Annotated in this window: 31 protein-coding genes and 2 pseudogenes; all 33 read right to left on the bottom strand. The window is 44.1% G+C overall.

Annotated features, from left to right (window positions below):
• Nucleotides 1-41: 41 nt before the first annotated feature.
• The 33 genes and pseudogenes from NTX44_01505 to rplB all read right to left on the bottom strand — a co-directional run bounded on the left by NTX44_01505 (nucleotide 42) and on the right by rplB (nucleotide 24,997).
• Entirely contained in the window at nucleotides 42-914 is an 873-nt protein-coding gene (locus NTX44_01505; protein MCX6120277.1) for an NHL repeat-containing protein, read from the bottom strand.
• Nucleotides 893-2,263, bottom strand: a complete 1,371-nt coding sequence (locus NTX44_01500; protein MCX6120276.1) for a GWxTD domain-containing protein — start codon at nucleotides 2,261-2,263, stop codon at nucleotides 893-895. The genes NTX44_01505 and NTX44_01500 overlap by 22 nt, the downstream gene beginning before the upstream one ends.
• 139 nt (nucleotides 2,264-2,402) lie before the next feature.
• The gene (locus tag NTX44_01495; protein ID MCX6120275.1) at nucleotides 2,403-3,437 is read right to left on the bottom strand and encodes a PorV/PorQ family protein; all 1,035 of its coding nucleotides are present in this window, start codon (nucleotides 3,435-3,437) and stop codon (nucleotides 2,403-2,405) included.
• A gap of 51 nt (nucleotides 3,438-3,488) precedes the next feature.
• Nucleotides 3,489-6,971: a T9SS type A sorting domain-containing protein gene (locus tag NTX44_01490; GenBank protein ID MCX6120274.1), complete on the bottom strand. Its 3,483-nt coding sequence runs from the start codon at nucleotides 6,969-6,971 to the stop codon at nucleotides 3,489-3,491.
• Nucleotides 6,972-7,007: 36 nt separating this feature from the next.
• A complete protein-coding gene (locus NTX44_01485) occupies nucleotides 7,008-9,980 on the bottom strand; it encodes a TonB-dependent receptor (GenBank protein ID MCX6120273.1) in 2,973 nt (990 codons plus the stop codon).
• A gap of 18 nt (nucleotides 9,981-9,998) precedes the next feature.
• On the bottom strand, nucleotides 9,999-10,700 hold the full coding sequence (locus NTX44_01480) for a hypothetical protein (protein ID MCX6120272.1): 702 nt from the start codon (nucleotides 10,698-10,700) through the stop codon (nucleotides 9,999-10,001).
• 389 nt (nucleotides 10,701-11,089) lie between these two features.
• Nucleotides 11,090-11,719 carry a ribosome biogenesis GTP-binding protein YihA/YsxC gene (yihA, locus tag NTX44_01475; protein ID MCX6120271.1) on the bottom strand — a complete coding sequence of 210 codons (630 nt, stop codon included), beginning with the start codon at nucleotides 11,717-11,719 and terminating at the stop codon, nucleotides 11,090-11,092.
• Between the two features lie 242 nt (nucleotides 11,720-11,961).
• Nucleotides 11,962-12,342, bottom strand: a pseudogene (gene rplQ / locus NTX44_01470) (50S ribosomal protein L17).
• A gap of 21 nt (nucleotides 12,343-12,363) precedes the next feature.
• Nucleotides 12,364-13,347, bottom strand: coding sequence for a DNA-directed RNA polymerase subunit alpha (locus NTX44_01465; protein ID MCX6120270.1), 984 nt, complete (start codon nucleotides 13,345-13,347; stop codon nucleotides 12,364-12,366).
• A gap of 64 nt (nucleotides 13,348-13,411) precedes the next feature.
• On the bottom strand, nucleotides 13,412-14,041 hold the full coding sequence (rpsD, locus tag NTX44_01460) for a 30S ribosomal protein S4 (GenBank protein MCX6120269.1): 630 nt from the start codon (nucleotides 14,039-14,041) through the stop codon (nucleotides 13,412-13,414).
• A 70-nt stretch (nucleotides 14,042-14,111) separates the two neighbouring features.
• A complete protein-coding gene (rpsK, locus tag NTX44_01455; protein ID MCX6120268.1) occupies nucleotides 14,112-14,507 on the bottom strand; it encodes a 30S ribosomal protein S11 in 396 nt (131 codons plus the stop codon).
• Between the two features lie 36 nt (nucleotides 14,508-14,543).
• Nucleotides 14,544-14,927 carry a 30S ribosomal protein S13 gene (gene rpsM / locus NTX44_01450; protein MCX6120267.1) on the bottom strand — a complete coding sequence of 128 codons (384 nt, stop codon included), beginning with the start codon at nucleotides 14,925-14,927 and terminating at the stop codon, nucleotides 14,544-14,546.
• A gap of 15 nt (nucleotides 14,928-14,942) precedes the next feature.
• On the bottom strand, nucleotides 14,943-15,056 hold the full coding sequence (rpmJ, locus tag NTX44_01445; GenBank protein ID MCX6120266.1) for a 50S ribosomal protein L36: 114 nt from the start codon (nucleotides 15,054-15,056) through the stop codon (nucleotides 14,943-14,945).
• A gap of 58 nt (nucleotides 15,057-15,114) precedes the next feature.
• Nucleotides 15,115-15,333, bottom strand: coding sequence for a translation initiation factor IF-1 (gene infA / locus NTX44_01440; protein MCX6120265.1), 219 nt, complete (start codon nucleotides 15,331-15,333; stop codon nucleotides 15,115-15,117).
• 6 nt (nucleotides 15,334-15,339) lie between these two features.
• Complete coding sequence (gene map, locus NTX44_01435) at nucleotides 15,340-16,101, bottom strand: type I methionyl aminopeptidase (GenBank protein ID MCX6120264.1); 762 nt, start codon at nucleotides 16,099-16,101, stop codon at nucleotides 15,340-15,342.
• 15 nt (nucleotides 16,102-16,116) lie between these two features.
• Nucleotides 16,117-17,454 carry a preprotein translocase subunit SecY gene (gene secY / locus NTX44_01430; protein MCX6120263.1) on the bottom strand — a complete coding sequence of 446 codons (1,338 nt, stop codon included), beginning with the start codon at nucleotides 17,452-17,454 and terminating at the stop codon, nucleotides 16,117-16,119.
• On the bottom strand, nucleotides 17,451-17,936 hold the full coding sequence (rplO, locus tag NTX44_01425; protein MCX6120262.1) for a 50S ribosomal protein L15: 486 nt from the start codon (nucleotides 17,934-17,936) through the stop codon (nucleotides 17,451-17,453). Before rplO ends, secY begins: the two co-directional genes overlap by 4 nt.
• A complete protein-coding gene (gene rpmD / locus NTX44_01420; protein MCX6120261.1) occupies nucleotides 17,936-18,127 on the bottom strand; it encodes a 50S ribosomal protein L30 in 192 nt (63 codons plus the stop codon). The genes rplO and rpmD overlap by 1 nt, the downstream gene beginning before the upstream one ends.
• Nucleotides 18,128-18,148: 21 nt before the next feature.
• Nucleotides 18,149-18,649 carry a 30S ribosomal protein S5 gene (gene rpsE, locus NTX44_01415; protein ID MCX6120260.1) on the bottom strand — a complete coding sequence of 167 codons (501 nt, stop codon included), beginning with the start codon at nucleotides 18,647-18,649 and terminating at the stop codon, nucleotides 18,149-18,151.
• A gap of 23 nt (nucleotides 18,650-18,672) precedes the next feature.
• Nucleotides 18,673-19,041 carry a 50S ribosomal protein L18 gene (gene rplR, locus NTX44_01410; GenBank protein ID MCX6120259.1) on the bottom strand — a complete coding sequence of 123 codons (369 nt, stop codon included), beginning with the start codon at nucleotides 19,039-19,041 and terminating at the stop codon, nucleotides 18,673-18,675.
• A gap of 32 nt (nucleotides 19,042-19,073) precedes the next feature.
• The gene (gene rplF, locus NTX44_01405) at nucleotides 19,074-19,622 is read right to left on the bottom strand and encodes a 50S ribosomal protein L6 (protein MCX6120258.1); all 549 of its coding nucleotides are present in this window, start codon (nucleotides 19,620-19,622) and stop codon (nucleotides 19,074-19,076) included.
• A 23-nt stretch (nucleotides 19,623-19,645) separates the two neighbouring features.
• Nucleotides 19,646-20,041 (bottom strand): 30S ribosomal protein S8, encoded by a 396-nt coding sequence (rpsH, locus tag NTX44_01400; protein ID MCX6120257.1) that lies wholly within the window; start codon nucleotides 20,039-20,041, stop codon nucleotides 19,646-19,648.
• Between the two features lie 24 nt (nucleotides 20,042-20,065).
• The gene (locus NTX44_01395; GenBank protein ID MCX6120256.1) at nucleotides 20,066-20,251 is read right to left on the bottom strand and encodes a type Z 30S ribosomal protein S14; all 186 of its coding nucleotides are present in this window, start codon (nucleotides 20,249-20,251) and stop codon (nucleotides 20,066-20,068) included.
• A gap of 15 nt (nucleotides 20,252-20,266) precedes the next feature.
• Entirely contained in the window at nucleotides 20,267-20,845 is a 579-nt protein-coding gene (rplE, locus tag NTX44_01390) for a 50S ribosomal protein L5 (protein MCX6120255.1), read from the bottom strand.
• A gap of 170 nt (nucleotides 20,846-21,015) precedes the next feature.
• Nucleotides 21,016-21,351, bottom strand: coding sequence for a 50S ribosomal protein L24 (gene rplX / locus NTX44_01385; GenBank protein ID MCX6120254.1), 336 nt, complete (start codon nucleotides 21,349-21,351; stop codon nucleotides 21,016-21,018).
• Between the two features lie 5 nt (nucleotides 21,352-21,356).
• Nucleotides 21,357-21,725, bottom strand: a complete 369-nt coding sequence (gene rplN, locus NTX44_01380; GenBank protein MCX6120253.1) for a 50S ribosomal protein L14 — start codon at nucleotides 21,723-21,725, stop codon at nucleotides 21,357-21,359.
• Nucleotides 21,726-21,751: 26 nt separating this feature from the next.
• Complete coding sequence (rpsQ, locus tag NTX44_01375) at nucleotides 21,752-22,030, bottom strand: 30S ribosomal protein S17 (protein ID MCX6120252.1); 279 nt, start codon at nucleotides 22,028-22,030, stop codon at nucleotides 21,752-21,754.
• Nucleotides 22,031-22,042: 12 nt separating this feature from the next.
• Nucleotides 22,043-22,294 (bottom strand): 50S ribosomal protein L29, encoded by a 252-nt coding sequence (gene rpmC / locus NTX44_01370; protein MCX6120251.1) that lies wholly within the window; start codon nucleotides 22,292-22,294, stop codon nucleotides 22,043-22,045.
• 11 nt (nucleotides 22,295-22,305) lie between these two features.
• Nucleotides 22,306-22,680 (bottom strand): 50S ribosomal protein L16, encoded by a 375-nt coding sequence (rplP, locus tag NTX44_01365; protein MCX6120250.1) that lies wholly within the window; start codon nucleotides 22,678-22,680, stop codon nucleotides 22,306-22,308.
• Nucleotides 22,669-23,377: pseudogene (gene rpsC / locus NTX44_01360) on the bottom strand (30S ribosomal protein S3). Before rpsC ends, rplP begins: the two are co-directional and overlap by 12 nt.
• 12 nt (nucleotides 23,378-23,389) lie before the next feature.
• On the bottom strand, nucleotides 23,390-23,839 hold the full coding sequence (gene rplV, locus NTX44_01355; protein ID MCX6120249.1) for a 50S ribosomal protein L22: 450 nt from the start codon (nucleotides 23,837-23,839) through the stop codon (nucleotides 23,390-23,392).
• A 23-nt stretch (nucleotides 23,840-23,862) separates the two neighbouring features.
• A complete protein-coding gene (gene rpsS / locus NTX44_01350) occupies nucleotides 23,863-24,150 on the bottom strand; it encodes a 30S ribosomal protein S19 (protein ID MCX6120248.1) in 288 nt (95 codons plus the stop codon).
• A gap of 13 nt (nucleotides 24,151-24,163) precedes the next feature.
• On the bottom strand, nucleotides 24,164-24,997 hold the full coding sequence (gene rplB, locus NTX44_01345) for a 50S ribosomal protein L2 (protein MCX6120247.1): 834 nt from the start codon (nucleotides 24,995-24,997) through the stop codon (nucleotides 24,164-24,166).
• Nucleotides 24,998-25,006 lie beyond the last annotated feature (9 nt).

Raw genomic sequence — 25,006 nt, 5'->3', positions numbered from 1 at the left:
AGTGTAATTAAAAACGAATGTCAAGATTTGAGATCCGGAAATCAATAACTCATTCTGAACACGTGAATCCTATGGAGCGATAGGATAAATAATTGTTTTCCATTACTCGCGATATCTTGGATTTGATCTATTCGTTCTCCAGAAATAATATTATCGAGTGATGAAATATTTTGCAAAGCGCCCTCGCGCGTAAACCACCAGATCGTATCATTTGAAGCAGCAAGAATTCCGTTCGTCAGCATCGTGAACCCGCTGAGGCTGTGTATTATACCTTCGCCAACGCTTCCGAGATAGTTGCCAAAATAGTCATACACAAGTACTTTGTTTTTTTCACCGACAAAAATTCGGGAATTTGTTGCAACGAGCCTCAGAGGATTTTGAAGCTTGCCCTTTCCAGCATTCATATCACCGATTGCACGCTCGAAGGAGTTTTGAGCATTGAACTTCATCACGCGGATATTCTCGCCGTCAAGGATGAACAAATCTCCAAGCTCGGATAATGCAATATCAAGAGGATAACCAAATCGAGAGACAACATCGGAAGTATCTCTTGTAGACAGTGATGATATATAATTGAAATCCCGGTCGAAGCGTTGAATTCGATGATTGCCAAAATCGGAGACGTAAACATTTACTCCGTCCGTTGCAACACCTGTGGGTGTATCGAACGAAGACGATGACCAGCCAAACCCTCCAAGTGTTTTTGGAGCATCCTGAAGGTTAGAAAAAAGCGAAAGTTTGTTCTCGTCCGCGTCAAGAACAAATATTGATCCTTGCGTTCCCAGTTCAATGCGCGTTGCCCGCTGGAATGAACCGACAGCATAATCTTCCACTAGAACAGAATCAGCCGGCTGTGCAGATGCAGGCGACAACCAGGTAAGCAGACAAACCGCTACTGCAAATAATTCTGCCATGAATCATCCTGAATTTCACCGCGCTTTGTCGAATGGAAAAGCGTATAATCTCCGAAGCCGTTTCGATCGATAAACACGAAAATAACGCCGCTCTCAATTTGATTGTAATTCCATATCTCGTACGGTTTGCCATTTTCAGAACTGGGGAACCTCTGAATTTCGTCTGGTTCAGCATACAAAAGATACACTCGTCCGCGATCTGTCTGCCAGCCTTCTTTTCCAAATGCACGATATCGTTGATTTGCAGTGTGGACACGGTCTAAATAAATTGCACGGGTAAAATCTGTCTGCCCATGTTGCCCACTCTCGATGTCAGACCAAAATTTCGCAAGAAATTCACGCTGCCCTTCCACAGAAGAAATGTTCGAAAACATTTTAATTTCTTGATCCGTTGCCAAGTACTTCGCCGTTCGGAATTCTTTTGCCAACTCATCAGCGGTTGCTCCAATAAATTCAGCTGCCTTTACTGAGATTCGTGACGTCGCTTGTTTTACGTGGGGGTTATTAATAAAGAATTGCCTTTTGGCACTTGCGACCTCTTTCAGACAACCATCAAGAATACGAACTTGATACAGGTATTTGCCGGACGGCAGATTCATGATAGCAGTCGTACCGACTTCGACTGCATTTTCCACTCCATAGCGTTTTTGTCTGTTTGTGCTTTTTTGGATTTTGCCATCCTGATCCTTCACTGCTATGTCGATCGTATACAGGGAATCCTTATGGAGATTATACACTTCCGCATAGTGGAATACAACGGGATAATTTATTCTTCCAAAAACCAACGTTGGATTGGGAACAACGAGGAATGAGTTTTTATAAAATGGATTGGTCTTGTCGGCTGATTCTGAAATATTCGATGAAAGATCGAGATCGCTGAGCGCAACCATCTGCGGCCGGGGAAAAATCGTCACTGGTATTTTCACACTATCGTTGCGAGACGGGCTGGACTGATCGAACCCTCCAAGCTCCAACAGGTATGATCCACATTCCAGGACATAGGTGAATTTATTTACAATCGATTTATCGATTTGTGCCGAGAGAGTATCTTGGAGAACAAAAGGCAAGTGGAACCTCTCTGCGCGAACATATTTATCCGTCAACGTATTTTTAATTTTGATTCTTAATTCAATATTTCCCCTATATCCGGTCGAATCCTTAGCAAGAGCGATTTGTTTAGTATAGAATACTGTTCCAATTTCAAGAAAGGCTGTCGAATCACTTTGCCAAAATCGATTACAGACAACATTGAAAGTAAATTTGTCCGGATGTGTGTTCTGAGTATATACTTCTGCAGATAAAAGAGAAAAAAGGAATACACAGGAGAGTGATACTATGATGTTCTTCATTTGACCTTTCACCGTGAATAGAGTGTTCAATTTCTGTATCAAACTTATATAAATTACTGCTTTTTCCAATAGCAAACAAAAAAAAGCCGTCAATGATCAGTCATTGACGGCTCTCGAATGCAATTATCAGTTCTTGATGTTAGAAGTCTAAATGAATATCAAAAATTTGGTTTGCATCGAAGTATTGAACAGGTACGTATGCATAATCAACACTGAGCGGAACACCCAAGTATTCCTTTAGATCAACTCCAAATCCCATTGTGAAATTTTGGAAAATAGATTTTAATCCATTGGGGCTTGTGCTATATACATACCCGGCACGTAAATACAGCGAATTGACAAAACCAAGTTGGGCGCCTACTTTGTATTGGTCAATTCCATAGTTATCATTCGTAAATGCCCCGCTGAGCAATAAACCGCTGCTCGGGCCAAGGTCCATATGATATCCCAGCCCAATTTCGATGATAGAGGGCATCTGATAACTTGCTGCTTCAACTTTATAAGGCGTTAAACCGCGCTGTGAAGTAGGAACATCTGCAGCGACCCATAACCCAGAACCGCCGTACTGCATAGAAGTCCCGATGTTTTTTACACAAACACCAACACCAAGGCCCTTTACTCCACCGAGATTTCGGTATTGTACACCAGCATCAATTGCAATGCCGGATGCGCTTACCCTGCCAAAGCTTTCATTGACGATATTAAAATTCGCGCCAACGCTGACATTGTCAGTCAGTTGCTTTGAATAGGTAGCTCCCAGTACGAAGAACGTCGGTGAGATAATTTCACCTGTCCCATCCGTCTGGTCCTCTGTCGTCACATTGATGTCACCGATCCCAAAGGTACGCAGGGTTAAACCTACAGACCCAAAGCTTCCGAGTTTTGAACCTAAGGCGAGGTAATTGATACCGATATCTGCAATATACGACCGGTGGGAAAATAGCACACTTGCACCTGTGGAATTGTAATCAAGACCAGCAGGATTCCAATAGATGGCATCTACTCCCATCACGGAGGAAATAGGCGCTCCTGACATTGCTACCTCTTTTGCGCCAAGGTTAATAAGCAGTTCAGGAGCTCCTGAAGTTCCTGCCTTATCTTGAGCTACTGTAGCAAGAGGTGCTACAAGCACAAGTACAAATAACATGAATATTAGAAAAAATCTCATTTTCATAATTCGCTCCTTATAATATGTGTGGAGACAATTCACAGTCATATACATATGTTAGTATGTTGGTAAAACTTGTTCTTCTTGAACAAGTGCAAGTTTTAAGATTTTTACTTTTCCGATGTCCGGCATATCAACATGGACTATGTATATGCCGCTTGCAACTGGAATAGCTCTTTCATTTCGGAGATTCCAGGTTGCGAATTGTCCCATGTCAGGAGTCTTTTGAATAGTCCTTACCAATACACCGGCGAGATTGAAGATTCGAATTGTTGCATTTCCCGGTAAATGGTTGAACTTTACAAATTTATTCAACCGATTCCATTCTCTCGAATTCATGCCATAGTATGGATTCGGGAAGACATTGATTTTTTCAACATCTGCTTTTGCATTGTCTGCACTATACGTCGGTGCTGTTGCTGTGTAAATGAAGACATCGCCTGGAGCACTCGGTTTCATGCTCACGATTCTGAAGACTGTTCCTGTCTCCGGCAATCTCTTTGCCGCTGGTATATTTAACGGGAACGTTGGATCGGTTACGAGTCCGAGATTCCATCCAACAAGCACCATACGGGCAAATATTTCCGGTCCGCCGCCCGCAATATTTTTTGCACCTACAGTATCTCCAGCTACAACGGCTGCAGCGAAAGAATCATATTCGCCGGTGCCCGGAGTCATGGTTGAATTACGATACCAATAAATCCAATCTGTCTCAGGATCATTATTGCCACCCGAAATTGGATGGGTTGTACCATCGAGACCCCATACACCATCTCCATTGACATCATAGACAAGGGGAATGAGCTTGATATCATCGGATGCACTAGGACTCGTTCCGCAGTCCCATAATTCAAACGGAACATGCAAGATCACATCGTTTCCGAAAGCATCATACGCATAGCTGCCTGCGGCTGTAAAGCGTATTTCAAAATCACGACCCGAGAAACGTGGGCTGTTCGCGCCACTTCTTAAAACTCGTGATACGAAATAACTAAATTTAGCGTTATCTGCTGCACCGGTAACCCCTGTATGAATACCCCAATACGCTCCGCTCACTTGTTCAGTTGCTGGAGGACGATCTCCTGCGGGATAATTTCCTGTATTTGGGAAACCGCTGCTGTTAAATGCATAAGCTGCATAGACAGGTGAAGCAAGTGTTCCGCTTCCATTCGCAGTCTCAATAAAATCTTTAAATCCTGCTGGAGAGAATACTTTTACCTGAACTCCGTCGACTATCAGATAATTTGCATCACCAGATGAATTGGACTGGTCAGCTAATGCAACTCGATTATTATCAGTGGAATCGATTACACTCCAATGCGTTGCTGAACCAACCGTTTGGAATGTTACCTTGTATGTATGACCATTTAATTTATCCGGAGCAACGACGATCGGGTATACTGCCCCTTCACTCAATACGCCTGTGCTTGTATGAGTTACAGCAAGAGTATCACCGCTCGATGTTGATAATGACACTCCTGGGTCATTTGATTTTGGAACCACTGTGATGACAATGGGCTGGCTCTCTAATGAGGGGAATGGAGCCGAAAAAACTGAAGTCGGGTCATTCCACTTATTATTATATGAGTACGCTGAGACAGCAAAATAGTACTCTTGTCCATTCACAAGAGGTCGTTGAAGAATATTATCTCTATCGACCGTGTATGTTCTACTGATTCCACTCTCACTTCCATACTGGACAGGTGCAGTGACGATAACACCAGAATTAATATCCAACACCGGTGCTATAATAACTGTAACGTTATCACCTGGAACATCGTAGGTTGCTAAGCGCACCCACAAGCTCTTATCCGCGGATGGAGAAGGAAGTTGATAGACATTGTATCCCTGGAATTTGAAATTACTATTGTTGCTTGCTTCAATGACCTTTGCACCGGCATTTGCCCAATTTAATATTATTTCCTTATCCAGACTTGAGACTTCAGCCGTTGGATTAGGCGGTGGTGAGGGCAACACGAAGAGGTTGTTGAATGCAAATTGAGCAAATGTAGTATTGTATTTCAAAACTTTAACGCTGGTAAGATTATCTGCACCAACACCACCCACGAGTGCTATGACAACCTCAGCTGTGTCGTGGAGAGTGAGTGTAAACGGTCCATGGACGCTCACCATCCTGCGGTCACCTGCTTGTATATCAATTCCATCAATCCAGCCCTGTCGGGTTGTTGGATCGCCACTCATACAATAATTCGTGACGATATTATGAGCGGACGCATAACCGGATGTGGTATAAAACTTCTCATCAGCTGGATATTCCGGACGTGGAATACTACCGCGCATCAAATTATACCATTGCTTTGTGCCATCATACGTGGCATCATCCGGATCGCTGATTGGTGAATTAGCGGCGAAATAGTCAAACGCCGAAAGTGGAGTAGTGAGATAATACTTATATCCATGTCTCCATCTAAAGTTCACGACAGCGCTATCTGATGCATTGCCGGTGAATTTTGCAGCACCTTGGAGAAATGCATATCCCGCTGCCGGGGCAGGCAATCCTTTTGCTGCGTATTTTGCATCCTTGGTAGTCGAATTATAGACATATCCCAAGTTCAGCGTAGAATCACTTCCGGCATAATCATCACCTGCATCTCCATTATCCGGATCTGACCATTGAACGATATACATACTATCGATTTGTGAATTCGCCGGAGCGCCAATATTTCCTTTATAGATCAGCTTGACCTGCTTAAAGATAATATTATTGAGCGGTGTCGATGATGCATATGCCCACATAGTCATCTGCTGCTCAATACCCTGGGGGGGTGAACCAGCAAATACCAGCGTAACATTATTATCAAGATCGTTGCAAACATTCCAGATAGTTTTTGTTGCACCAGGTATCCCGGGAATATGGTGAGGATTTGTAGGTGAGAAACCACCGTCGTTTCGCACAACACCTACCGTATCGATATACCACGGTGCTCCTTTTGATGCCGGCCAATTTTTCCAATCTGCAAAATAGCTCGCAGCGACAGCTTGGATTTGCGAAGCAGACGGAGTTGCAACTATATTAAAAGTTGCTGCATCAGTTGTAAGATCCGGCCATAGTGAAGGAAAGCTTTCCACTGTCGGCGGCATATCAGGCCTCACTGCAAAGACTACCGAGGTCGGGGCTGTAAGAGGATCCACGCCTGTGCTATTCCCAGCTGCATCTGTGGTGATCGATCCTGCACGCATACCGTTAAAGTATGTATTACCGGTAATACGGAGCGATTGAGAGAAAAGACCATCATTACAGAATCCACCGAAAACAATGCCTTCAGCATAAATCGAGCCAACGCCTGATCCCCGCGGAAATTCTCCGTTCCATGAGGCAGCAATCAGAAAGTTGAAGAATCCATCTCCTCGCACAAATGAAGTAATATTATTTGCATTCATGAGTGCGTATTTCTGGACTCCAATATTGGTTTTTGAAAGATCTGTTGATCGTTTAGGATTTTCTTTCGCTGAAGAAAAAAGGAACCCACAAACAATCAAAGAAAGCAGCAAGATTATCAACTTTATTTGTGACTTCATAGTATCTATCTCCTGAACATTCAGAAATGTTGAATATTATAATTCTAATTTTGCACCAACGCGCAACTGGCGAGGAGCACCATAGTTCACAAATCCACCCAGACGTTGTTGGTTTTGATTATTTTGGAGATTTATTACTTGATACAACTGCTCATATGTCTGGCCGTACGTCGGATTGCTAACGGTTTTACCGCTTGCAACTGGATCACTCAACCATCCATCATCATACGCATTACCTGTGCGATAATAAACGTTGGTGACGTTTTGAGTATTCAACAAATTCTGAACGTACACATAGATGTTCAAGCTTGTCGAACCGATAGAAAACGTTTTATCCAATCGCAAATCAAGTTGATACACCCAAGGTGTTGTTGAGTTATTGATCGGCTCAAGCGGGAAACGTGTACGGGCATCACCGTCGTTCAGCAGCGAGCCGAGGTCAACACCTTGCTGTCCGCCTGTTCCGGTTGCATGTGTATAGGGATGGCCTGAGTTAAATGTGAACAGGAAATTGATACCAAATTGCTCGAGAATTGGACCTCCATCATTCTTCCCCCAGCGATAATCTAACGAAACAGATCCGCGATGCGTCTGGGCATAATCAGTTGGAACGACCTGGCTTGGTATTACTGTACCGCCAGTGGCGTTCAACAACGAAGCAGAACTGTTGGCAAATGAGTTTGTACCTCTGGCATCTTGTAATGTATAGTTAACTTGAGCCTGCATACGCTGAATTCTTCTTACACGCAGGCTAAACTCCAAACCCATAACCGTTTGGAAATCGCCGTTAGTGTATGCATAATAATTACCGACAGACGATCCTGCACCTTGCGGAAAATATGCTACTTGCAGCTGGCCGGTAATATCCTTATAGAATGCGGTCATATCGAATGCCGAGACATCACTAAATTGCTGCTGAAATCCAATTTCATATTGTGTTGTTCGAACTGGTTCTATATTAAATCCAAGGGGGTTTGTAAAGAAATGACCGCCCTGGAAAAGATACACAGCAGCTGCACGTGATCTAAATGTTGTGAACAATGGCGGTGCCTCGACATATTTTCCATATTGCAGATGGAAAACTGTCCTATCGGATGCTGGGAAAGAGAATCCGATACGGGGTTCAATATATGTAAAGGTACCGGTTGTGCTTGGTTGATCGAGGAGATATTGATCACCATTATATCCCAGGTCATTGACATTGCCAAATGACCAGCCATTTAAGTTCATAGCATCGAATCTTAAACCGGCACTAATAATCAGATCTGCCAATTCGATTTTATCTTGAATATATGCTGCCATAAAAGATGGATGTTTAGGACCATCCGGACCGCTTGTTAATGAATTACCAAATTCATCATAGCCATAATTGTTTACTTGACTCAATGATCGTAACAATTTGGCATATTGCGCCGGATCTCTGGCAATATCAGGAGCAACAACCACATTTGGATATACTGTTGAAGGATCAATATCATAGTGGGAAATAGTCCAATATTGATATGAAGCGCCAAGTTTGAACTCGTGTGTGCCCATGATAGAAATTACATCTGCAGATCCTTCAATTTTTTGGTTTTTGTCCTTGCTATATAAGGTAGCTACTAGAGCACCAGGACGGAGGAATGTGAATCCATTAAAATTATATGGTAATGGCGGCTGGGTCAATGTCGGATATGTCCAGCCATGCTGCGCTGCGGCATTACTATCTGAATACTGCATGAGATTATCACCAAACGTAGGATCATACCCTTTATTGCGTTGATCAGTATAATTTATGGTTGCTTCGAAGATCGTGTTCTTTGTAAGGGCATAATTAGCCTTCGCATTCAACAGCAAGTTGCTATTATCACCGACAAAAACTCGATCGAGATCGAACATGTTCCGGATTAAATTATTGTTTGAATTCTTAGAAGAAGAAAATGCCCCTGCCAAACGAACCTGGAGCGGTTTGAAATCAAACAATAATGTTCCGTTTGCAGAAAACCTATTATTCATTCTGCCCGGCACATTGCCATCGACCCAACTCACAAGTGCAGAATCGCCTCTGTGGCTGCTGCCAGCACTTAATCCGTTATCATAGAGATATCCAAAATCTGCGCCTGTCCAGAACCAATAACTTCCATCACGATCACGCGTGAAGTTATTTTCTAGAGCGGCAAATAATTTGATGTTATCGCTTAAGATCGGAGTGCCAACTGTCAAAACGTAATCTGAGTATCCGTAGGAAAAAGTATTGAGGACTTTTTTTCCGGGATAATTTCCAAAATTATCGGTTTCTGCAAGGAGCGTAATATTTAATTTGGAGCCGGCTGTTTTAAAAGTTTGAGATACTATACCGGCACTGGCACCGCCAAATTCAGCACCAAACCCGCCGGATTGAATTCCTATTTCTTCTAGAGCTTCCGGGATCGTGGTTATGAGATTACTATTGACGTTATTTCGCCCCACATTTCCTACAACATCACGAACATCGGCACCTTCTACCTGGAAACCGACTTCGTCGTTACGGCTGCCTCTCATATAAGCAATGCCGTTTTGTAAAACAACTCCAGGTTGGAGTGTAAAATAACCTTGCACACCGCGCACCGGCAGTTTTTCCATATCCTCTGATACCTGGACACGTACCGCGTTGGTTGCGCTTTTTTCAATCAAGGGTCGTTCTGCAACAACAACAACTGTTTGAACTTGAACAGATGTATTGGACAAAACAATATCAATACTTCGTGTTAACCCTGCTACAACTTTTACTCCCGTCATCGTTTTAGTCTGATACCCGATGTAGGAAGTTTTGATATCGTATGTTCCGGCAGGAACATTGAGGATATTAAATCCACCGTCAATATCTGTTGCGCTGCCGAAAACAGTTCCTTCCAAAATAATATTTGCACCAACCAGCGGCTCTTTGGTTTCTTGATCGGTTACTTTTCCCGATATTTTTCCATACTGAGCATACACAATGGTTGAACATAGAAAGGACATTAAGAGCAATATTGCATATTTTTTCATCATACAATCCTCCTTCTTTCCTTAGTCTTCTTTGAACACAGTTGCGTGAAGAGAATTTGCCACTTTATTGCCGCTGAGAACGACTGCATACCTACCTTCTGCAGATAATAGAGTCTTCGTCACAAGAGTGTTATTGAAGCGGCCATTTATTACAAAGCTTGGATTTGCACTAAGATCGGATTGGATATAAGCGGTATTTCCACCTATTGCAACAGTCGTACTATGATCACTTGTATCCGACAGAACAACATTTACATTTGTTGCCGTTGTATCATTTGTTAAATTGAGGAATCGAACGAGGACTTTTTGTGGGACATACGTAACAGAACCACTATACGTCTGTCGTTCCATGGAAAAATAATACGTGCGAACTAAATCTCCATTCAGAGGTTCATAAACACTGAAGACAGAAAATTTTGCATTTGGATCTAATGCTCTTTGCACTGTATCGCTCTTGGTACCATATGCAAAAACGAACGTCCGGGTTCCAGCAGCAAGATCTAAATAACTCGAAGCAGCACCATAACTTACCGCCGCAACTGAGTTTCCATCGATATTGACGTTCATCGATGTGCCCAGATTTGAAAGATTCACAAACTTAACATTAGTCCGTTGATCCACCGTGCTAATGGCTGGGTTGTCTGTTTCGACACACCCAATAATATAAAACGTCAGCACAATACTTAACAAAAGCGTTAGCCCAAACTTCAGGAAAAGTTTCATATTTCCTCCATATTATAAATGATACGACAGGACAGAATATTTAATTTATTTCTGTCTCTGAAAAGAAAAAACATGGGGTTGGTTACAAAAAGATAAGAATCTTTACGTGTGTAAAGAAATTTTGCACAAGAAATATCGCCACCTCCTTCTTAAGTTGTGTGCGTTATTAGTTAAAGGAATATATATCTTGTTGCATTATTTGTCAAGCTCTTTTTCATAAATGTTGAAAATAATTATACATGCGTGCCAATGAAAAGCTCTTGCGTGAAAAACAGGAACGCTATTAAACCCTCAAACGAATAAAGAAGTTCCTCTCAATTTTCTCCATAAAACAAAAAAACCCCGAGTGTTAGCTCGAGGTTTCTGAGTAAGGAATAGAACGTAAAGCGCTACACTGCTTCCTTCTTCTTTTTCGGGGATGTCTGCAAATTGAGATCGATATATTTGAGCAATTCCACACGTCCATCGCCGCTCACAATCGAAAAGGGTACAATACCGCGGCAGCATCCATCAGTCAACTGACTTTGGAAGCGCTCTTTATATGTTTCTATTTGCTTCCCTAATTTACTAAACGGCAGCTTATCCGCTTTCGTAAGAACAAGCAGGTAAGGAACTTCATAATACTCTAACCAATCCATCATCATCAGGTCCAACGGTGTCGGTTCTTGGCGTGAATCGATGAGCTGCATTGCTAAGACGACCGGTTCGCCACGCTTCAAAAAATCTTCGATCAACTTCTTCCAGCCTGCGCGCATCTGTTCAGGTACCTTGGCATAACCATATCCCGGTAAATCAACAAAATAGAAATCGTTGTTGATGATATAATAGTTAATCTCACGCGTCTTTCCCGGGATGGTGCTCGTGCGCGCAAGGTTCTTCTTGTTGCACATCTTGTTCAACAAAGAAGACTTGCCGACATTTGAACGTCCAATGTATACGATCTCGCGTAATTCGTTCTTCGGAAGCTGCCGAAGATCGACTACACCCTGCAAAAATTCTGCTGATGCAATCTTGAGCATACTTTTCTCCTACACAACAAAAGCAAGAAAGGATAGCAATATGCTATCCTTTTTTGTTCTCCATATTATTCCGCAACCGGAGGTGATCCTGCATTAGTCTCCGGTGTATTTTTCGCTGCCTTCTCAGGGATATCAGAAGAGGTTGCCGTATCGGTACTCTTCTTTGTTTTTGATGCACTCTTTGTACGAACAGCAGATTTCTTCGCCGCCTTTGCTGCCGCTTTTTCTTGACCAACATTAAAATCGACAAGTTCCAGCACAGCAAGTTCAGCACCATCGCCTAATCGTCTGCCGAGTTTCACAACTCGCGTATATCCGCCTGGACGTGCAGCAACCTTTGGTGCAATATCCTTGAACAATGTTGACACTGCCTCTTTGCTCCGCAGAGCTGCAAACACTTCACGCCGGGCTGATATATTTTTCTTGTCAGGTGCAATTTCTCCTGCAACAGCGTTCTTTGCCCGTGTGATAATTTTCTCTACGAACATCCTCGTTTCCTTTGCTTTCGCAACGGTGGTTTTGATCTTCTTGTGGACAATCAAAGCAGTGCACAGTGCTGCAAGCGTTGCTTTGCGATGGCTGCTTGTTCGTTTAAGTTTTCGCCCAGAATTTTGATGACGCATACTTCACTTTCCTTCTACGACTTAGTCGTTGCCTTCTTTTAAATATTTGTCCACATCCATTCCGAATATTAATCCATGCTGTTCAACTATCTCGGAAAGCTCTGCCAGAGACTTACGTCCGAAATTACGGAATTTCAATAACTCAGATTCACTGCGCCGTACCAAATCCGCCAGTGTTTTGATATTCGCTGAACGTAAACAATTGTGCGAACGTACCGATAGTTCCAGTTCATCCACAGACATTTTCAAAATTTTCCGTACTCTGCCCACTTCTGCTTCTTGTTCTGTTTCTGCTTTTTCGGCTTCCGGTTCTATGCCAAAATTAATGAAGAGCTGCAAGTGATCTCGTAATATTTTCGCTGCGTGGGTGACCGCCTCTTCTGGCGTTATGGAACCATCGGTTTCAATATCAAGAACAAGTTTCTCAAAGTCAGTCTGCCCGCCGACGCGAGTAGGTTCAACCGTGTAGTGCACATTCACGATAGGTGTAAAGATTGAATCGATAGCGATTGTTCCTAACGGGAGATCTGCCGACTTATTTTCTTCGGCAGGAACATACCCTTTTCCGCGGCCGAGGCGCAACTCAATCTCGAAGTCGGCATCTTTATTCAACGAAGCAAGATGGTAGTCCGGATTTAAGATTTCAATTTCAGATGAAAACTTTTGAAGGTCGCCGCTCTTCAATTCGCCCGGGCCTTTCACATGCACCGTCACTTTTGCCGCTTTTTTATTAATCGGTTTGATCCGAAGTTGTTTCAGATTCAGAATAAAATCGGAGACATCTTCGACCATTCCTTTAATGGTAGAAAATTCATGATGAATTCCTTCAACACGAATTGCGGTAATCGCTGTGCCGGGTAACGATGACAACAAGACACGGCGCATCGAATTTCCAATGGTCACTCCAAATCCTTTTTCCAACGGTTGAAGTGTGAATCTTCCCGAGGTAACGGAATATGTCGACTGTTCCAGTTCGACTCTTTCAGGCATTTGCAGGGTACTCATAGTCTTCCTTTTCCCGAGTTCATCGAGGCGGATAAAAGTTTCTGTCTCATAGTTAAGTTTTTAATTATTTCGAATACAACTCAACAATCAACTGTTCGTTTGCATTCAATGGAATATCCGCGCGCTCCGGAATATTCAAAAATGTACCGGTCATCGTCGCCTTATCAATACTCAACCACGGCAGCATCGAAGTATCTTTCACGCGTTTCATAGCATCATGGATAAGGGCCAACTTCTTGGCATGATCCCGTACTTGAATGACATCGCCGGGGTTAATAAGATATGATGGAACATCGACAATATGATTGTTCACCGTAAAATGCCGATGGACAACCAGTTGTCGTGCCGCTTTGCGCGACGGTGCAAACCCCAGCCGATAGATAACATTATCAATACGGCGTTCCAACATTTTCACCAAAGCATCGCCAGTACGACCCGACTGCTGAGATGCCCGATGGAAATAATTTCGGAATTGCGCTTCCAAAATCCCGTACATCCGGCGAACTTTTTGCTTCTCTCGCAATTGTACGCCATATTCGGAAATCCGCGATCGACGAGATTGACCATGCTGACCCGGTGCATAATTCCGTTTTTCAAGCGGACATTTTTCCGTTAAGCACTTTGTTCCTTTTAAGAACAATTTTTGTTTTTCCCGACGGCACAGTTTGCAGTTGGCATCAATGTATCTTGCCATAATTCTCCTAAATGAATTGTCAATTTGCGATATCCAATTTCTAAATTGAAAATCGGCAATTGGAAATATTTTACACTCTTCTACGTTTTGGTGGACGGCATCCATTGTGCGGAATTGGCGTAATATCACGAATCAATGTTACTTCCAATCCTGCGGTTTGCAATGAACGTACGGCTGCTTCTCGTCCGCCGCCCGGTCCTTTGATAAACACTTCAACACGGCGAAGTCCAAGATCACGCGCTTCTTTGGCAGCTGCTTCCGCGGCAACCTGAGCAGCAAATGGAGTGCTTTTCCGTGATCCCTTAAATCCGTTTTTCCCAGATGTTGACCACGCGATAACGTTGCCATACGTATCTGTCAGCGTCACGATTGTGTTGTTGAAAGTTGCCTTGATGAATGCTTTTCCGTTTGCATCAACATGCACTTTCTTTTTTTTCTTTGTAACTGGTGCTGTTTGTTTAGCCAATGAAATTATCCTTTTGAAAGAATCTCTACAAAATTATTACTTCTTCTCGAGTGCTTTTTTCTTGCCGGCAACTGTCTTTCGCTTACCTTTTCTTGTACGAGAATTAGTGCGCGTCCTCTGGCCGCGAACTGGCAAACCTTTACGATGGCGCAAACCGCGATAACAGCCAATATCCATCAGCCGCTTCGTGTTGAGCTGATTCTCACTGCGCAACGCGCCTTCCACTTTAAAGTCCGATTGAATGATAGCGCGAATTGCAGCTACTTCCTCATCGTTCAAATCGCCAACCTTCTTGGCGCCATCGATCTTTGTCTTTTCAAGGATCTCCAGCGCTGCAGAATGGCCTATACCGTATATATACGTGAGGCCAATTTCGGTACATTTATTCTTCGGTAAATCTACTCCAGCAATACGAGCCACGTTGTTACTCCTTGTTTATCCTTGCCGCTGTTTGTGTTTCGGATTCTTGCAGATAATCCGCACAACACCTTTTCGCCGGATGATCTTGCAATTCTCACACAACTTTTTTACTGATGATCGAACTTTCATAGAATGTTCCTCTGTTGCACTTGTACGATTTCGAAATTCAAATGTTCACTTTCGAAATTTATTTATACCGATACGTAATCCGACCTTTCGATAAATCATACGGCGACATTTCCACCGTCACACGATCTCCAACAAGAATCTTGATGTAATGCATCCGCATCTTACCGGAGATATGAGCGAAGATTTCTACACCGTTGTCAAGTTTCACACGGAACGTTGCGTTCGGCAGCGTATCCGTTATCACTCCATCAACTTTAATAGGTCCTTGCTTCGCCATTCTACCTTAGGACAAGGTGAGAATTTCTGCCTTGCCGTTTTTAATCGCTACCGTATGTTCAAAATGTGCCGACGGTTTTCCGTCTGCTGTTAAGACTGTCCAACCATCCGATGCTACTTTTACCCGCCAAGTTCCTGCGTTCACCATTGGTTCGATAGCAAGCGTCATTCCATCTTTTAACACCGGTCCCGTTCCTGCTTCACCATAATTTGGAACGGATGGTTCTTCGTGAAGCTTCTTTCCAACGCCATGTCCAACTAAATCTCGAACGACCGAAAACCCATTTTCTTCTACGAACTGCTGAATCGCATTCGAAATATCATGCACCTTGTTACCGGCAACTGCCTGCTCAATTCCTTTGAGCAGCGATTCTTCTGTCACGTGCATCAACCGCATTTTTTCTTCAGAGACTTTCCCAACTGCAAAAGACCAGGCACCGTCTCCATAAAATCCATTCTTCTTTGCGCCAACATCGATGGATAACAAATCCCCATCTTTTAACACACGCTTGCTCGGAATACCGTGCACAACTTCTTCGTCAATCGACATACAGAGTGTTGCGGGAAATAAATTATTTTTATCCCACCCGTATCCTTTAAACGCCGGCTCTCCGCCCATTGAGCGTATATACTCTTCCGCAACTTGATCAAGTTCTAATGTCGTAATACCAGGCCGAATCTGAGCACCCACTAACTTGAGCACGTCCGCAACGATTCTGCTGCTCTCACGAATTAACTCAATCTCTTCAAGCGATTTCAAAGAAATCATCACACTGTTCGAGGCTTATCGTCTCCCCCGAAGTTTACCACTCTTCATAAATCCATCATAGTGGCGCATCAACAGATGCGATTCAACTTGTTGGAGCGTGTCAAGCGCAACGCCTACAACAATAAGCAAACTTGTTCCACCGAAGAACGATGCAAAACCTGGCGTCACTCCCAATTTGATCATCAACGTTGGAAGGATAGCAATAATTGCCAATGCAATCGAACCCGGTAGTGTAATCTTTGTCAGAATATTATCTACAAATTCTGACGTATGAGTACCGGGACGAATACCAGGAATAAATCCACCCTGTTTCTTCATATTATCTGCCACATCTTTCGGATTGAAAGCGATAGCAGTATAGAAATATGTGAAGAAAATAATCATCAGGGCATACACAAATGAATATGACCAAGAACTATACCCAAACCAATTCGTTGACAATTCATTCATGAACTCGCTGTTCGGGAAGAACGAAAAAATAATTTGTGGAACGAACATAATTGACTGAGCAAAAATGATCGGCATGACACCAGCGGTATTGACGCGCAAAGGAATGTACTGCGTGACACCGCCATAGACTTTTCTTCCGACAACTCGTTTCGCATACTGCACAGGAATACGCCGTGTACCTTGGGTAATTAACACAACACCAGCAACAATGAAACCCATGAGGACCAAGATAACCAACTCGACAATCAAATTGCGAGTACCACCCTGCACAAGCTGGTATTCAGAGAGAAGGGCATTCGGAAACCGCGCCACGATACCGATAAAGATGATAAGAGAAATTCCATTACCAATACCGCGTTCAGTGATCTGTTCACCCAGCCACATCATAAACATTGTACCAGTCGTAAGAATAATTGTTGTGCTGAGATAAAAACCTAATCCGCGGACAGCTTCCGGTACAATAGGCATTCCACCAGTAGAAGTGCTCATCAGCTTTGCAACGACACCCGTTGCCTGCATCAATGAAATGGCAACTGTACCATAACGTGTGTACTGTGTAATTTTTTTACGTCCTTCTTCACCTTCTTTTTGAAGTTTAGCGAAGTAAGGGACCACCGCACCGAGCAGCTGAATAACAATCGATGCGCTGATGTACGGCATAATACCGAGCGCAAAAATTGCGGCATTGCTGAATGCGCCGCCCACAAAGAGATCATACAATCCGAAGAGTGTATTCTCGGATGATTTCTTAATGGTATCTGCTAACAAAACAGCATCGACACCGGGGACGGTAATGTGCGAGCCGATACGTACGATAACCAGAAGGAGCGTTGTAAAGAGCAACCGCTCACGAAGTTCCTGGATTTTAAAAATATTAGAAAAGGTTTCAGTCAGCTTACTCATGATTTCACAGTCGTCTTTGTAAGAATCGTGGCTTTCCCTCCGGCCGCTTCGATCTTTGTCAGCGCCGATTTGCTAAAAGCATGCGCTGTCACTTCTAACTTAACTTTCAGATCGCCGTCGCCAAGAATTTTCACAGGTACATTTTTCTTTGCTATTGTTCCGGTTTTATAGAGAACCTCGGGTGTTACAATACCGCTCTTCAACTTCTTCTTTTCATCGAGTATTCCAAGCGTTTCAATATTCACCACTTGTATTTCAGTACGATTGCGAGGTGTAAAACCGAATTTCGGTACGCGGCGCGTCAGCGGCATTTGTCCGCCTTCAAACCACATTTTAAACTTGTGACCCGAACGCGATTTGGCGCCTTTATGCCCCTTGGTTGCCGTTCCACCATGCCCCGAACCCTGTCCACGGCCAATGCGCTTTGTTTTTCTTCGCGAACCCTTTGCCGGCGTTAAATTGCTAAGAATATCTTTCGCCATTACTGCACCTCTTCCACTTTAACGAGATGCCGAACCCTGTTAATCATTCCGCGGATTTGCGGTGTGTCGTTCTTGACGACAAAATAATTCGGCCTGCCAAGTCCAAGCGCTTTAATCGTACGCTTGGCATCTTTGAGGTGATCAACGATGCTCTTGACCTGTGTGATTTTTATTTTCTTCTGTTCCGACATAGTAATAAGTCTTACCTGAGTTTATTGAAACAGTTCCTGAATTGTGATCCCGCGGCGCGCAGCAATCGTTTTGGCATCTGAAAGATTCAAAAGCGCCTGCATCGTTGCTTTCACAACGTTGTGGGAATTGGGTGAGCCCATTTGCTTTGTGAGCACGTCTTTTACACCGGCCATTTCCAGCACAGCACGTACACCGCCGCCTGCGATAAGACCTGTTCCGGGAGACGCTGGTTTCAGCATTACTTTTCCCGCTCCAAATTTTCCAATGACAGAATGCGGTATGGTTCCCTTGAAGATGGGAACGAATACGAGATTTTTCTTCGCATCATCTGTTCCCTTTGCAATTGCATCTTGCACTTCATTCGCCTTACCGAGTCCGACGCCGATATGTCCATTGCCATCACCAACGACAACGATTGCGTTAAAGCTAAAGCGACGTCCGCCCTTGACCACTTTGGCCACACGGTTGACGTTTACCAATCGCTCTTTAAGTTCTAGTTCGCCTGCTTTGACTTTTGCCATGTTTTTCGTACGAGTATTAGGAGTTAGAATTTCAGTCCACCTTCGCGAGCACCATCCGCGAGTGCTTTGACGCGGCCATGATACAGATAGCCGCTGCGATCAAAGACCACTTCTTTAATATTCTTCTCAAGCGCTTTTTTTGCAGCTGCCACTCCAATAAGTTTATAGCGCTCAATCGGAGTCTTCGCTTGTTTAACATCTTCGCGCAAATCCTTTGACAACGTCGATACCGACAACAACGTTTTGCCCGTTGAGTCATCGATGATCTGCGCATAGGCATGTTTGGCACTTCGAAAAACCACTAATCGAGGACGTCCCGATGTGCCTTTTATTTTCTTGCGGATACGCGCCTGTTTCTTGGCGAGGCGTTCCACAGTATTTTTTTGAATCATACGCTATTTTTCCTTACGTCAAAATCTCTTTATTACTTTGCAGCCGTAGCAGCAGCTTTACCAGCTTTGCGACGAATGTACTCGCCCTCGTACTTGACACCCTTGCCTTTGTATGGCTCAGGTGGACGGAACGATCGTATCTTCGCAGCGACTAATCCAACAAGCTGTTTATGAATGCCGCTTATCAAGATGCTCGTCTGTGTCGGCGCTTCAATCTTAATACCATCCGGTGCTGCAAATAATATTGGATGACTAAAACCAAGCAAAAGATTTAAGCGTGTTCCCTTCATCTCTGCACGGTACCCAACGCCGATGATCTCTAACTTTTTAGAGTACCCAAGAGTCACGCCGGTAATCATATTTTGAACAAGCGCACGCCACAATCCATGGAGTGCACGATATTTTCCTTCATCCGATTTGCGCGTAATGAGTATCTGCTGGTTTTTCACTTCCGCGCCAATATCTGGATGTACTTTTTCAATTAATTCACCCTTTGGTCCTTTAACGGAAATAGTACCGTTCTTCACAGTCACTGTGACGCCCTTTGGGATTTCAATTGGTTTTCTACCGATACGTGACACTATGCTCTCTCCTCTTCAAACACTTACCAGATATAGGCAAGAATTTCGCCGCCAACATTATCTTTTTTCGCTTGCGCATCCGTCATCACACCTTTGGAAGTCGAAATGATAGCAACACCCAAACCGCCAAGCACACGCGGTAATTCATTTGATCCGCGGTACAATCGAATACCTGGCTTACTGATACGGCGTAATCCGGTGATGACCGGCTTTCCATTATAGTACTTCAGATTAATCCGCAGAATATTCTGCTTCTTGTCTTCCAGCACCGTGAACCCAGAAACAAAACTTTTTTCTAAAAGGATTTTAGAAATCGCTTTCTTCAAATTGGAGGATGGAATATCCACCCTGCGATGCTTCGCTTTTGCTGCGTTGCGGATTCTCGTTAGATAATCAGCGATTGGATCAGTCTTCGACATCGATTCAACTCTCTTATTATAGTTTTACCAACTTGCCTTGCGAACACCGGGAATCTTGCCTTCAAGCGCGAGCTTACGGAGGCAGATACGGCAGAGGCCGAACTTGCGATAATAGCTGCGCGGACGACCACAGATGTTGCAACGGTTGTGTTGTGAAACTTTGTGTTTTGGCGTTCTCTTCGCCTTTACTCGCATTGCTAAGCGTGCCAAGCGAACTCCTTTGCTTTACTTATTTTGGGCTGCTGGTTGAACAATTTCTTGCCGTTTTACAAACGGCATGCCAAGCTCTTTTAATAATTCATACGCTTCAACGTCATTCTTGGCTGTGGTGACGAAGGTAATATCCATGCCGCTCACACGTGTTACTTTGTCTACATCAATTTCCGGAAAAATAATCTGCTCTTTTATTCCAAGAGTATAATTACCATGTCCGTCAAATGAGGTATCTGATAAACCGCGAAAATCACGAACACGGGGTAATGCGACACTAATAAACCGATCTAAAAATTCGTACATCTTCGCACGGCGCAAGGTGACACGGCATCCGATGGGAAGATTCTCTCGCAGTTTGAAATTAGAAATCGCTTTCTTAGATTTTGTGATGGCGACTTTTTGTCCAGTAATAGATTCCAACTCATGCACAGCTGCATCAAGCAGTTTTGGATCCTGTGTCGCTTGTCCAACTCCGATATTAATTGCTATCTTTTCTAATTGCGGCACTTGCATTCTGCTTTTAAACTGAAATTTCTTCATCAGTGCCGGTACTGATTCTTTTTGATAGCGTTCGAACAAACGCGCAGGCACGCCTTTTTCCTGTCCACCAGCAGCTTTTTTACCTTTTGCTTCCGGTGCAGACTTCTCAGCCTTGCCCTTGGCTCCTGATGCTGCTTTTTCGCCCTTGCTTTTTGCCGCAGGTACCGCCTTTTCAACTTTTTCCTTATTAGGAACTTTCTCGTTCGCCATGGATTACTCTCTTAGAACATCTCTTTACACAGTTTGCAGGTTCTCATTGTCTTCTTTTTATCACTCGTTGCATCTTTCACATGCGTATGTCCAATGCGAGTCGGTTTACTGCACTTCGGACAAATCACCATCACATTAGAAGCTCGGATGCTTCCTTCTTTCTGAACAACTCCGCCTTGCGGACTTTTCTGTGAGGGCCGTGTGGCTCTTTTAATAATGTTGACGTTCTCGATAATCACCCGCTGAGTATCGGGAAACACTTTCAACACTTTGCCTTGTTTTTTTCGGAACTCGCCCGAGACGACCAAAGCAGTATCATTTTTGTGTACATGTAAATTCTGCGCCATAATTTTTAGAGCACCTCAGGTGCTAAGGAAATGATTTTCATAAATTGACGTTCACGCAACTCTCTCGCCACCGGACCAAAAATACGTGTTCCGCGCGGCTCACCCTGTGCATTCAGCAACACGGCAGCATTCTCATCGAACCGAATGTACGAACCATCCTTCCGGCGAATTTCTTTCTTTGTCCGCACAACCACAGCACGCGAGACTTCACCTTTTTTTACCGGAGCGCCCGGAATAGCGCTCTTCACGGATACAACGATAAGATCGCCAACACCTGCGTAGCGTCTATCGTGGCCGCCAAGTACACGAATGCACTGGACGCGTTTCGCTCCCGAATTATCGGCAGCTACTAAATTCGTTTCTTCCTGGATCATTGTCTTCGCCTGCTCTGAAAAATAACCTATTTAGCTTTTTCAATAATTTCCACTAACCGCCAGCGCTTGCGTGCGCTCATCGGCCGGGTTTCCATAATCTTCACAGTATCGCCAATACCAGCTTCCTGCTTTTCGTCGTGCGCCATCAACTTTGTTGTACGGCGGAAATATTTTTTATAGAGTGCATGTGCAACCTGACGCTCTACCGCAACCACAATACTCTTCAACATTTTGTTGCTCACCACTTTACCGATTCGAACTTTGCGCCGTGCGCGTTTTGGAATTTCTTTTTGGATTTCTGTCATCATCATCTCACATTACTTAGGCTGCTCAACTTGCCCGGCTTGAGGCGTCGCTTGTGCAGGTTTCTCGGTTGATGGGTTCAATTGTCGGTCACGAAGAATTGTTTTAATCCGCGCGATTCCTTTTCGAACATGTCCTAATTTCATCGGATTTTCGAGTTGACCAATGACCTTCTGAAATTTCAGATGGGACAGGTTCTCTTCTTCTTCTTGAATTCTCTTCAGCAATTCTGCGTCAGAGAGTTGTCGCAAGTCATGTGCCTTCATCGCTTCGCCTCTTATACACCCTGATAATCGATCCGGGTGACAAACTTTGTTTTAATCGCAAGCTTATGTGCTGCAAGCTTCATAGCTTCTGCCGCCGTTGCACGGTTAATACCGCCCAATTCAAACAGAACACGGCCGGGCTTTATCACTGCAACCCAAAATTCTGGTGAACCCTTGCCGCTTCCCATACGAGTTTCCGCTGGTTTCTTCGTAACCGGTTTATCCGGAAAAATTCGAATCCATACTTTGCCTTCGCGTTTCATCATGCGAGTCAGTGCAACACGTGACGCTTCAATCTGTCTCTGCGTCACCCACCCTGGTTCCATCGCTTTCAATCCGAAATCTCCAAAAGCAATCGTTGCACCGCGCGTCGCCTTACCCTTCATGCGTCCACGCTGGGCTTTTCTATACTTCACTCTTTTTGGCATCAACATAGATCAACACTCCTTATTGCCGCGGTCCGATAATTTCACCCTTACAGATCCAAACTTTAACACCAATGGCTCCGTAAATAGTGTGCGCGGTTGCGCCCGCATAATCAATGTCTGCACGAAGTGTCTGTAAAGGAATGCGGCCGTCTTTATAATGTTCTGTGCGTGCAATTTCTGCGCCGCCAAGGCGTCCTGCACACATGACCTTAATTCCTTCAGCACCCATACGCATTGCAGCAGTAATCGATTGTTTCATAGCGCGCCGGAACGAAATGCGTCCTTCGAGCTGACCGGCAATCGCCTCTGCTACAAGAAAGGCATCCAATTCCGGACGTTTTATTTCATGAATAAGAATTTTAATTTCTTTTGATGTGACCTTCTTTAATTCTTCTTCGAGCTGCGCGATTTCTTTTCCGCTTTTCCCAATCACAATACCGGGTCGTGACGTGTGAATGGTAACGACTGCGCGCTTTGGAGTTCTGTCAATTTGAACTCGTGCAATTCCAGCTTTCTTTAATCGGTTGCGGACATAATTCCGCACAAGTGCATCTTCCTGTAATTTGTTTGCAAAACTTTTATCGTCGTACCAATTTGCATCCCAAGCACGAACGATTCCGAGACGAAATCCAACTGGATGTGTTTTTTGACCCAAGTGATCCTCCGATTAACTTTCGGTTACTTCTTTTGTTGCTGTTGCTGGTTCCGATTTCTTTGTATCGGTTTTCTTTGCATCGGTCGAAGCTTTGGCTTTTGGAACTATCGCCTTCGCTTGTTCGCGCTGCGCTACTATAATAGTAATATGGTTTGAACGTTTCCGTACACGAAAGGCGCGTCCCATCGGCGCTGGCAATACTCGCTTCGCCATCGCACCTCCATTGACAAACGCTTCCTTCACATACAAGGTTGCAGTGTCCACTCGTCCGCTTTCTTCCTTATTCTGCACATTGGAGATCGCTGAACGAAGAACTTGTTCTGCTGTCTTTGCAGCGGCTTTTGTTGTGAAGTGAAGAATGCTCAATGCTTCCTCTACTCCTTTACCGCGGATCAGATCAATCACCAGCCGCATTTTACGCGGTGATGTTCCGATATATCTATTTATTGCTTTCGCTTCCATGGCTCACTCTTCACATACAGTTCTTACGCTGGTGATGTTGTCTTTTCGCTCTTCACGCCGGGATGTCCGCGGAAAACGCGAGTCGGTGCAAACTCACCGAGCTTGTGTCCTACCATCGCTTCGTGAATGTACACCGGTATAAATTTATTTCCGTTGTGCACCGCGAAGGTATGCCCGACAAATTCGGGAATAATTGTGCTCGCTCGCGACCAGGTTTTGACAACACGTTTCTGGTTCGATTTGTTGAGCACTTCTATTTTTTCTTGCAGCTTGAGGTCAACGAACGGCCCCTTTTTTATCGAACGACTCATAGGTACTTACCTATTACTTACGACGTTTAACGATGTATTTGTTTGACTGATTTTTCCGCTTGCGTGTTTTCAATCCTTTGGCATACTTGCCCCAAGGAGATTCTGGATGCTGTCCTCCTCCGCCGCTTTTTGAACGACCTTCACCACCACCCATCGGGTGATCTACGGGATTCATCGCCATTCCGCGTGATTGAGGACGAATTCCAAGCCAACGCGACCTCCCGGCTTTGCCAAGACTGATATTTTCATGGTCTGCGTTACCGACTAATCCGATCGTTGCATAGCAATCCGAACGAAATTTTCTTATTTCTCCCGAAGGCAATTTTAACGAAACCCACTCGCCTTCTTTTGCCATCACCTGCAGGGAATTACCGGCACTGCGGCCAATTTGACCACCTTTGCCGGGAGTAAATTCAACATTATACACAAACGTACCTGCTGGAATATTTTTCAACGGCATTGCATTGCCGTTTTCAATTTCAGCCTGCGGGCCGGACATTATTTTTGCACCGACTTTCATTCCATGTGCTGCGATGATGTACCGTTTTTCACCATCAGGATAATGGATCAATGCAATGCGTGCTGCGCGATTTGGATCGTATTCTATTGCAGCAATTGTTCCAGCAATTCCGAGCTTGTTGCGCTTGAAATCTATAATTCGATACTGACGTTTATGTCCACCACCGCGGTGACGCGACGTGATACGTCCAAGATTATTTCTTCCACCCGATTTTTTATTTGATTCGAGAAGAGCCTTTTCCGGTTCTTTCTTCGTTATCTCATCAAACGCCGAGATAGAATAGAATCTCGTCGCAGGAGTCATTGGTCGTAATTTTCGAATTGCCATAGTCTCTTA

The sequence above is a fragment of the Ignavibacteriales bacterium genome (genome assembly GCA_026390575.1).
Taxonomy (GTDB): Bacteria; Bacteroidota; Ignavibacteria; order UBA10030; family UBA10030; genus Fen-1298.
This window is presented reverse-complemented; position numbering and strand designations above follow the sequence as displayed.

Bases quoted from the DNA above. Each gene is read 5' to 3' on its own strand.
- NTX44_01505 (MCX6120277.1), bottom strand. From the start codon at position 914: ATGGCAGAATTATTTGCAGTAGCGGTTTGTCTGCTTACCTGGTTGTCG.
- NTX44_01500 (MCX6120276.1), bottom strand. From the start codon at position 2,263: ATGAAGAACATCATAGTATCACTCTCCTGTGTATTCCTTTTTTCTCTT.
- NTX44_01495 (MCX6120275.1), bottom strand. From the start codon at position 3,437: ATGAAAATGAGATTTTTTCTAATATTCATGTTATTTGTACTTGTGCTT.
- NTX44_01490 (MCX6120274.1), bottom strand. From the start codon at position 6,971: ATGAAGTCACAAATAAAGTTGATAATCTTGCTGCTTTCTTTGATTGTT.
- NTX44_01485 (MCX6120273.1), bottom strand. From the start codon at position 9,980: ATGATGAAAAAATATGCAATATTGCTCTTAATGTCCTTTCTATGTTCA.
- NTX44_01480 (MCX6120272.1), bottom strand. From the start codon at position 10,700: ATGAAACTTTTCCTGAAGTTTGGGCTAACGCTTTTGTTAAGTATTGTG.
- yihA (MCX6120271.1), bottom strand. From the start codon at position 11,719: ATGCTCAAGATTGCATCAGCAGAATTTTTGCAGGGTGTAGTCGATCTT.
- NTX44_01465 (MCX6120270.1), bottom strand. From the start codon at position 13,347: ATGAGTACCCTGCAAATGCCTGAAAGAGTCGAACTGGAACAGTCGACA.
- rpsD (MCX6120269.1), bottom strand. From the start codon at position 14,041: ATGGCAAGATACATTGATGCCAACTGCAAACTGTGCCGTCGGGAAAAA.
- rpmJ (MCX6120266.1), bottom strand. From the start codon at position 15,056: ATGAAAGTTCGATCATCAGTAAAAAAGTTGTGTGAGAATTGCAAGATC.
- infA (MCX6120265.1), bottom strand. From the start codon at position 15,333: ATGGCGAAGCAAGGACCTATTAAAGTTGATGGAGTGATAACGGATACG.
- map (MCX6120264.1), bottom strand. From the start codon at position 16,101: ATGATTTCTTTGAAATCGCTTGAAGAGATTGAGTTAATTCGTGAGAGC.
- secY (MCX6120263.1), bottom strand. From the start codon at position 17,454: ATGAGTAAGCTGACTGAAACCTTTTCTAATATTTTTAAAATCCAGGAA.
- rplO (MCX6120262.1), bottom strand. From the start codon at position 17,936: ATGGCGAAAGATATTCTTAGCAATTTAACGCCGGCAAAGGGTTCGCGA.
- rpmD (MCX6120261.1), bottom strand. From the start codon at position 18,127: ATGTCGGAACAGAAGAAAATAAAAATCACACAGGTCAAGAGCATCGTT.
- rpsE (MCX6120260.1), bottom strand. From the start codon at position 18,649: ATGGCAAAAGTCAAAGCAGGCGAACTAGAACTTAAAGAGCGATTGGTA.
- rplR (MCX6120259.1), bottom strand. From the start codon at position 19,041: ATGATTCAAAAAAATACTGTGGAACGCCTCGCCAAGAAACAGGCGCGT.
- rpsH (MCX6120257.1), bottom strand. From the start codon at position 20,041: ATGTCGAAGACTGATCCAATCGCTGATTATCTAACGAGAATCCGCAAC.
- rplX (MCX6120254.1), bottom strand. From the start codon at position 21,351: ATGGCGCAGAATTTACATGTACACAAAAATGATACTGCTTTGGTCGTC.
- rplN (MCX6120253.1), bottom strand. From the start codon at position 21,725: ATGATCCAGGAAGAAACGAATTTAGTAGCTGCCGATAATTCGGGAGCG.
- rpsQ (MCX6120252.1), bottom strand. From the start codon at position 22,030: ATGACAGAAATCCAAAAAGAAATTCCAAAACGCGCACGGCGCAAAGTT.
- rpmC (MCX6120251.1), bottom strand. From the start codon at position 22,294: ATGAAGGCACATGACTTGCGACAACTCTCTGACGCAGAATTGCTGAAG.
- rplP (MCX6120250.1), bottom strand. From the start codon at position 22,680: ATGAAGGGTAAGGCGACGCGCGGTGCAACGATTGCTTTTGGAGATTTC.
- rplV (MCX6120249.1), bottom strand. From the start codon at position 23,839: ATGGAAGCGAAAGCAATAAATAGATATATCGGAACATCACCGCGTAAA.
- rpsS (MCX6120248.1), bottom strand. From the start codon at position 24,150: ATGAGTCGTTCGATAAAAAAGGGGCCGTTCGTTGACCTCAAGCTGCAA.
- rplB (MCX6120247.1), bottom strand. From the start codon at position 24,997: ATGGCAATTCGAAAATTACGACCAATGACTCCTGCGACGAGATTCTAT.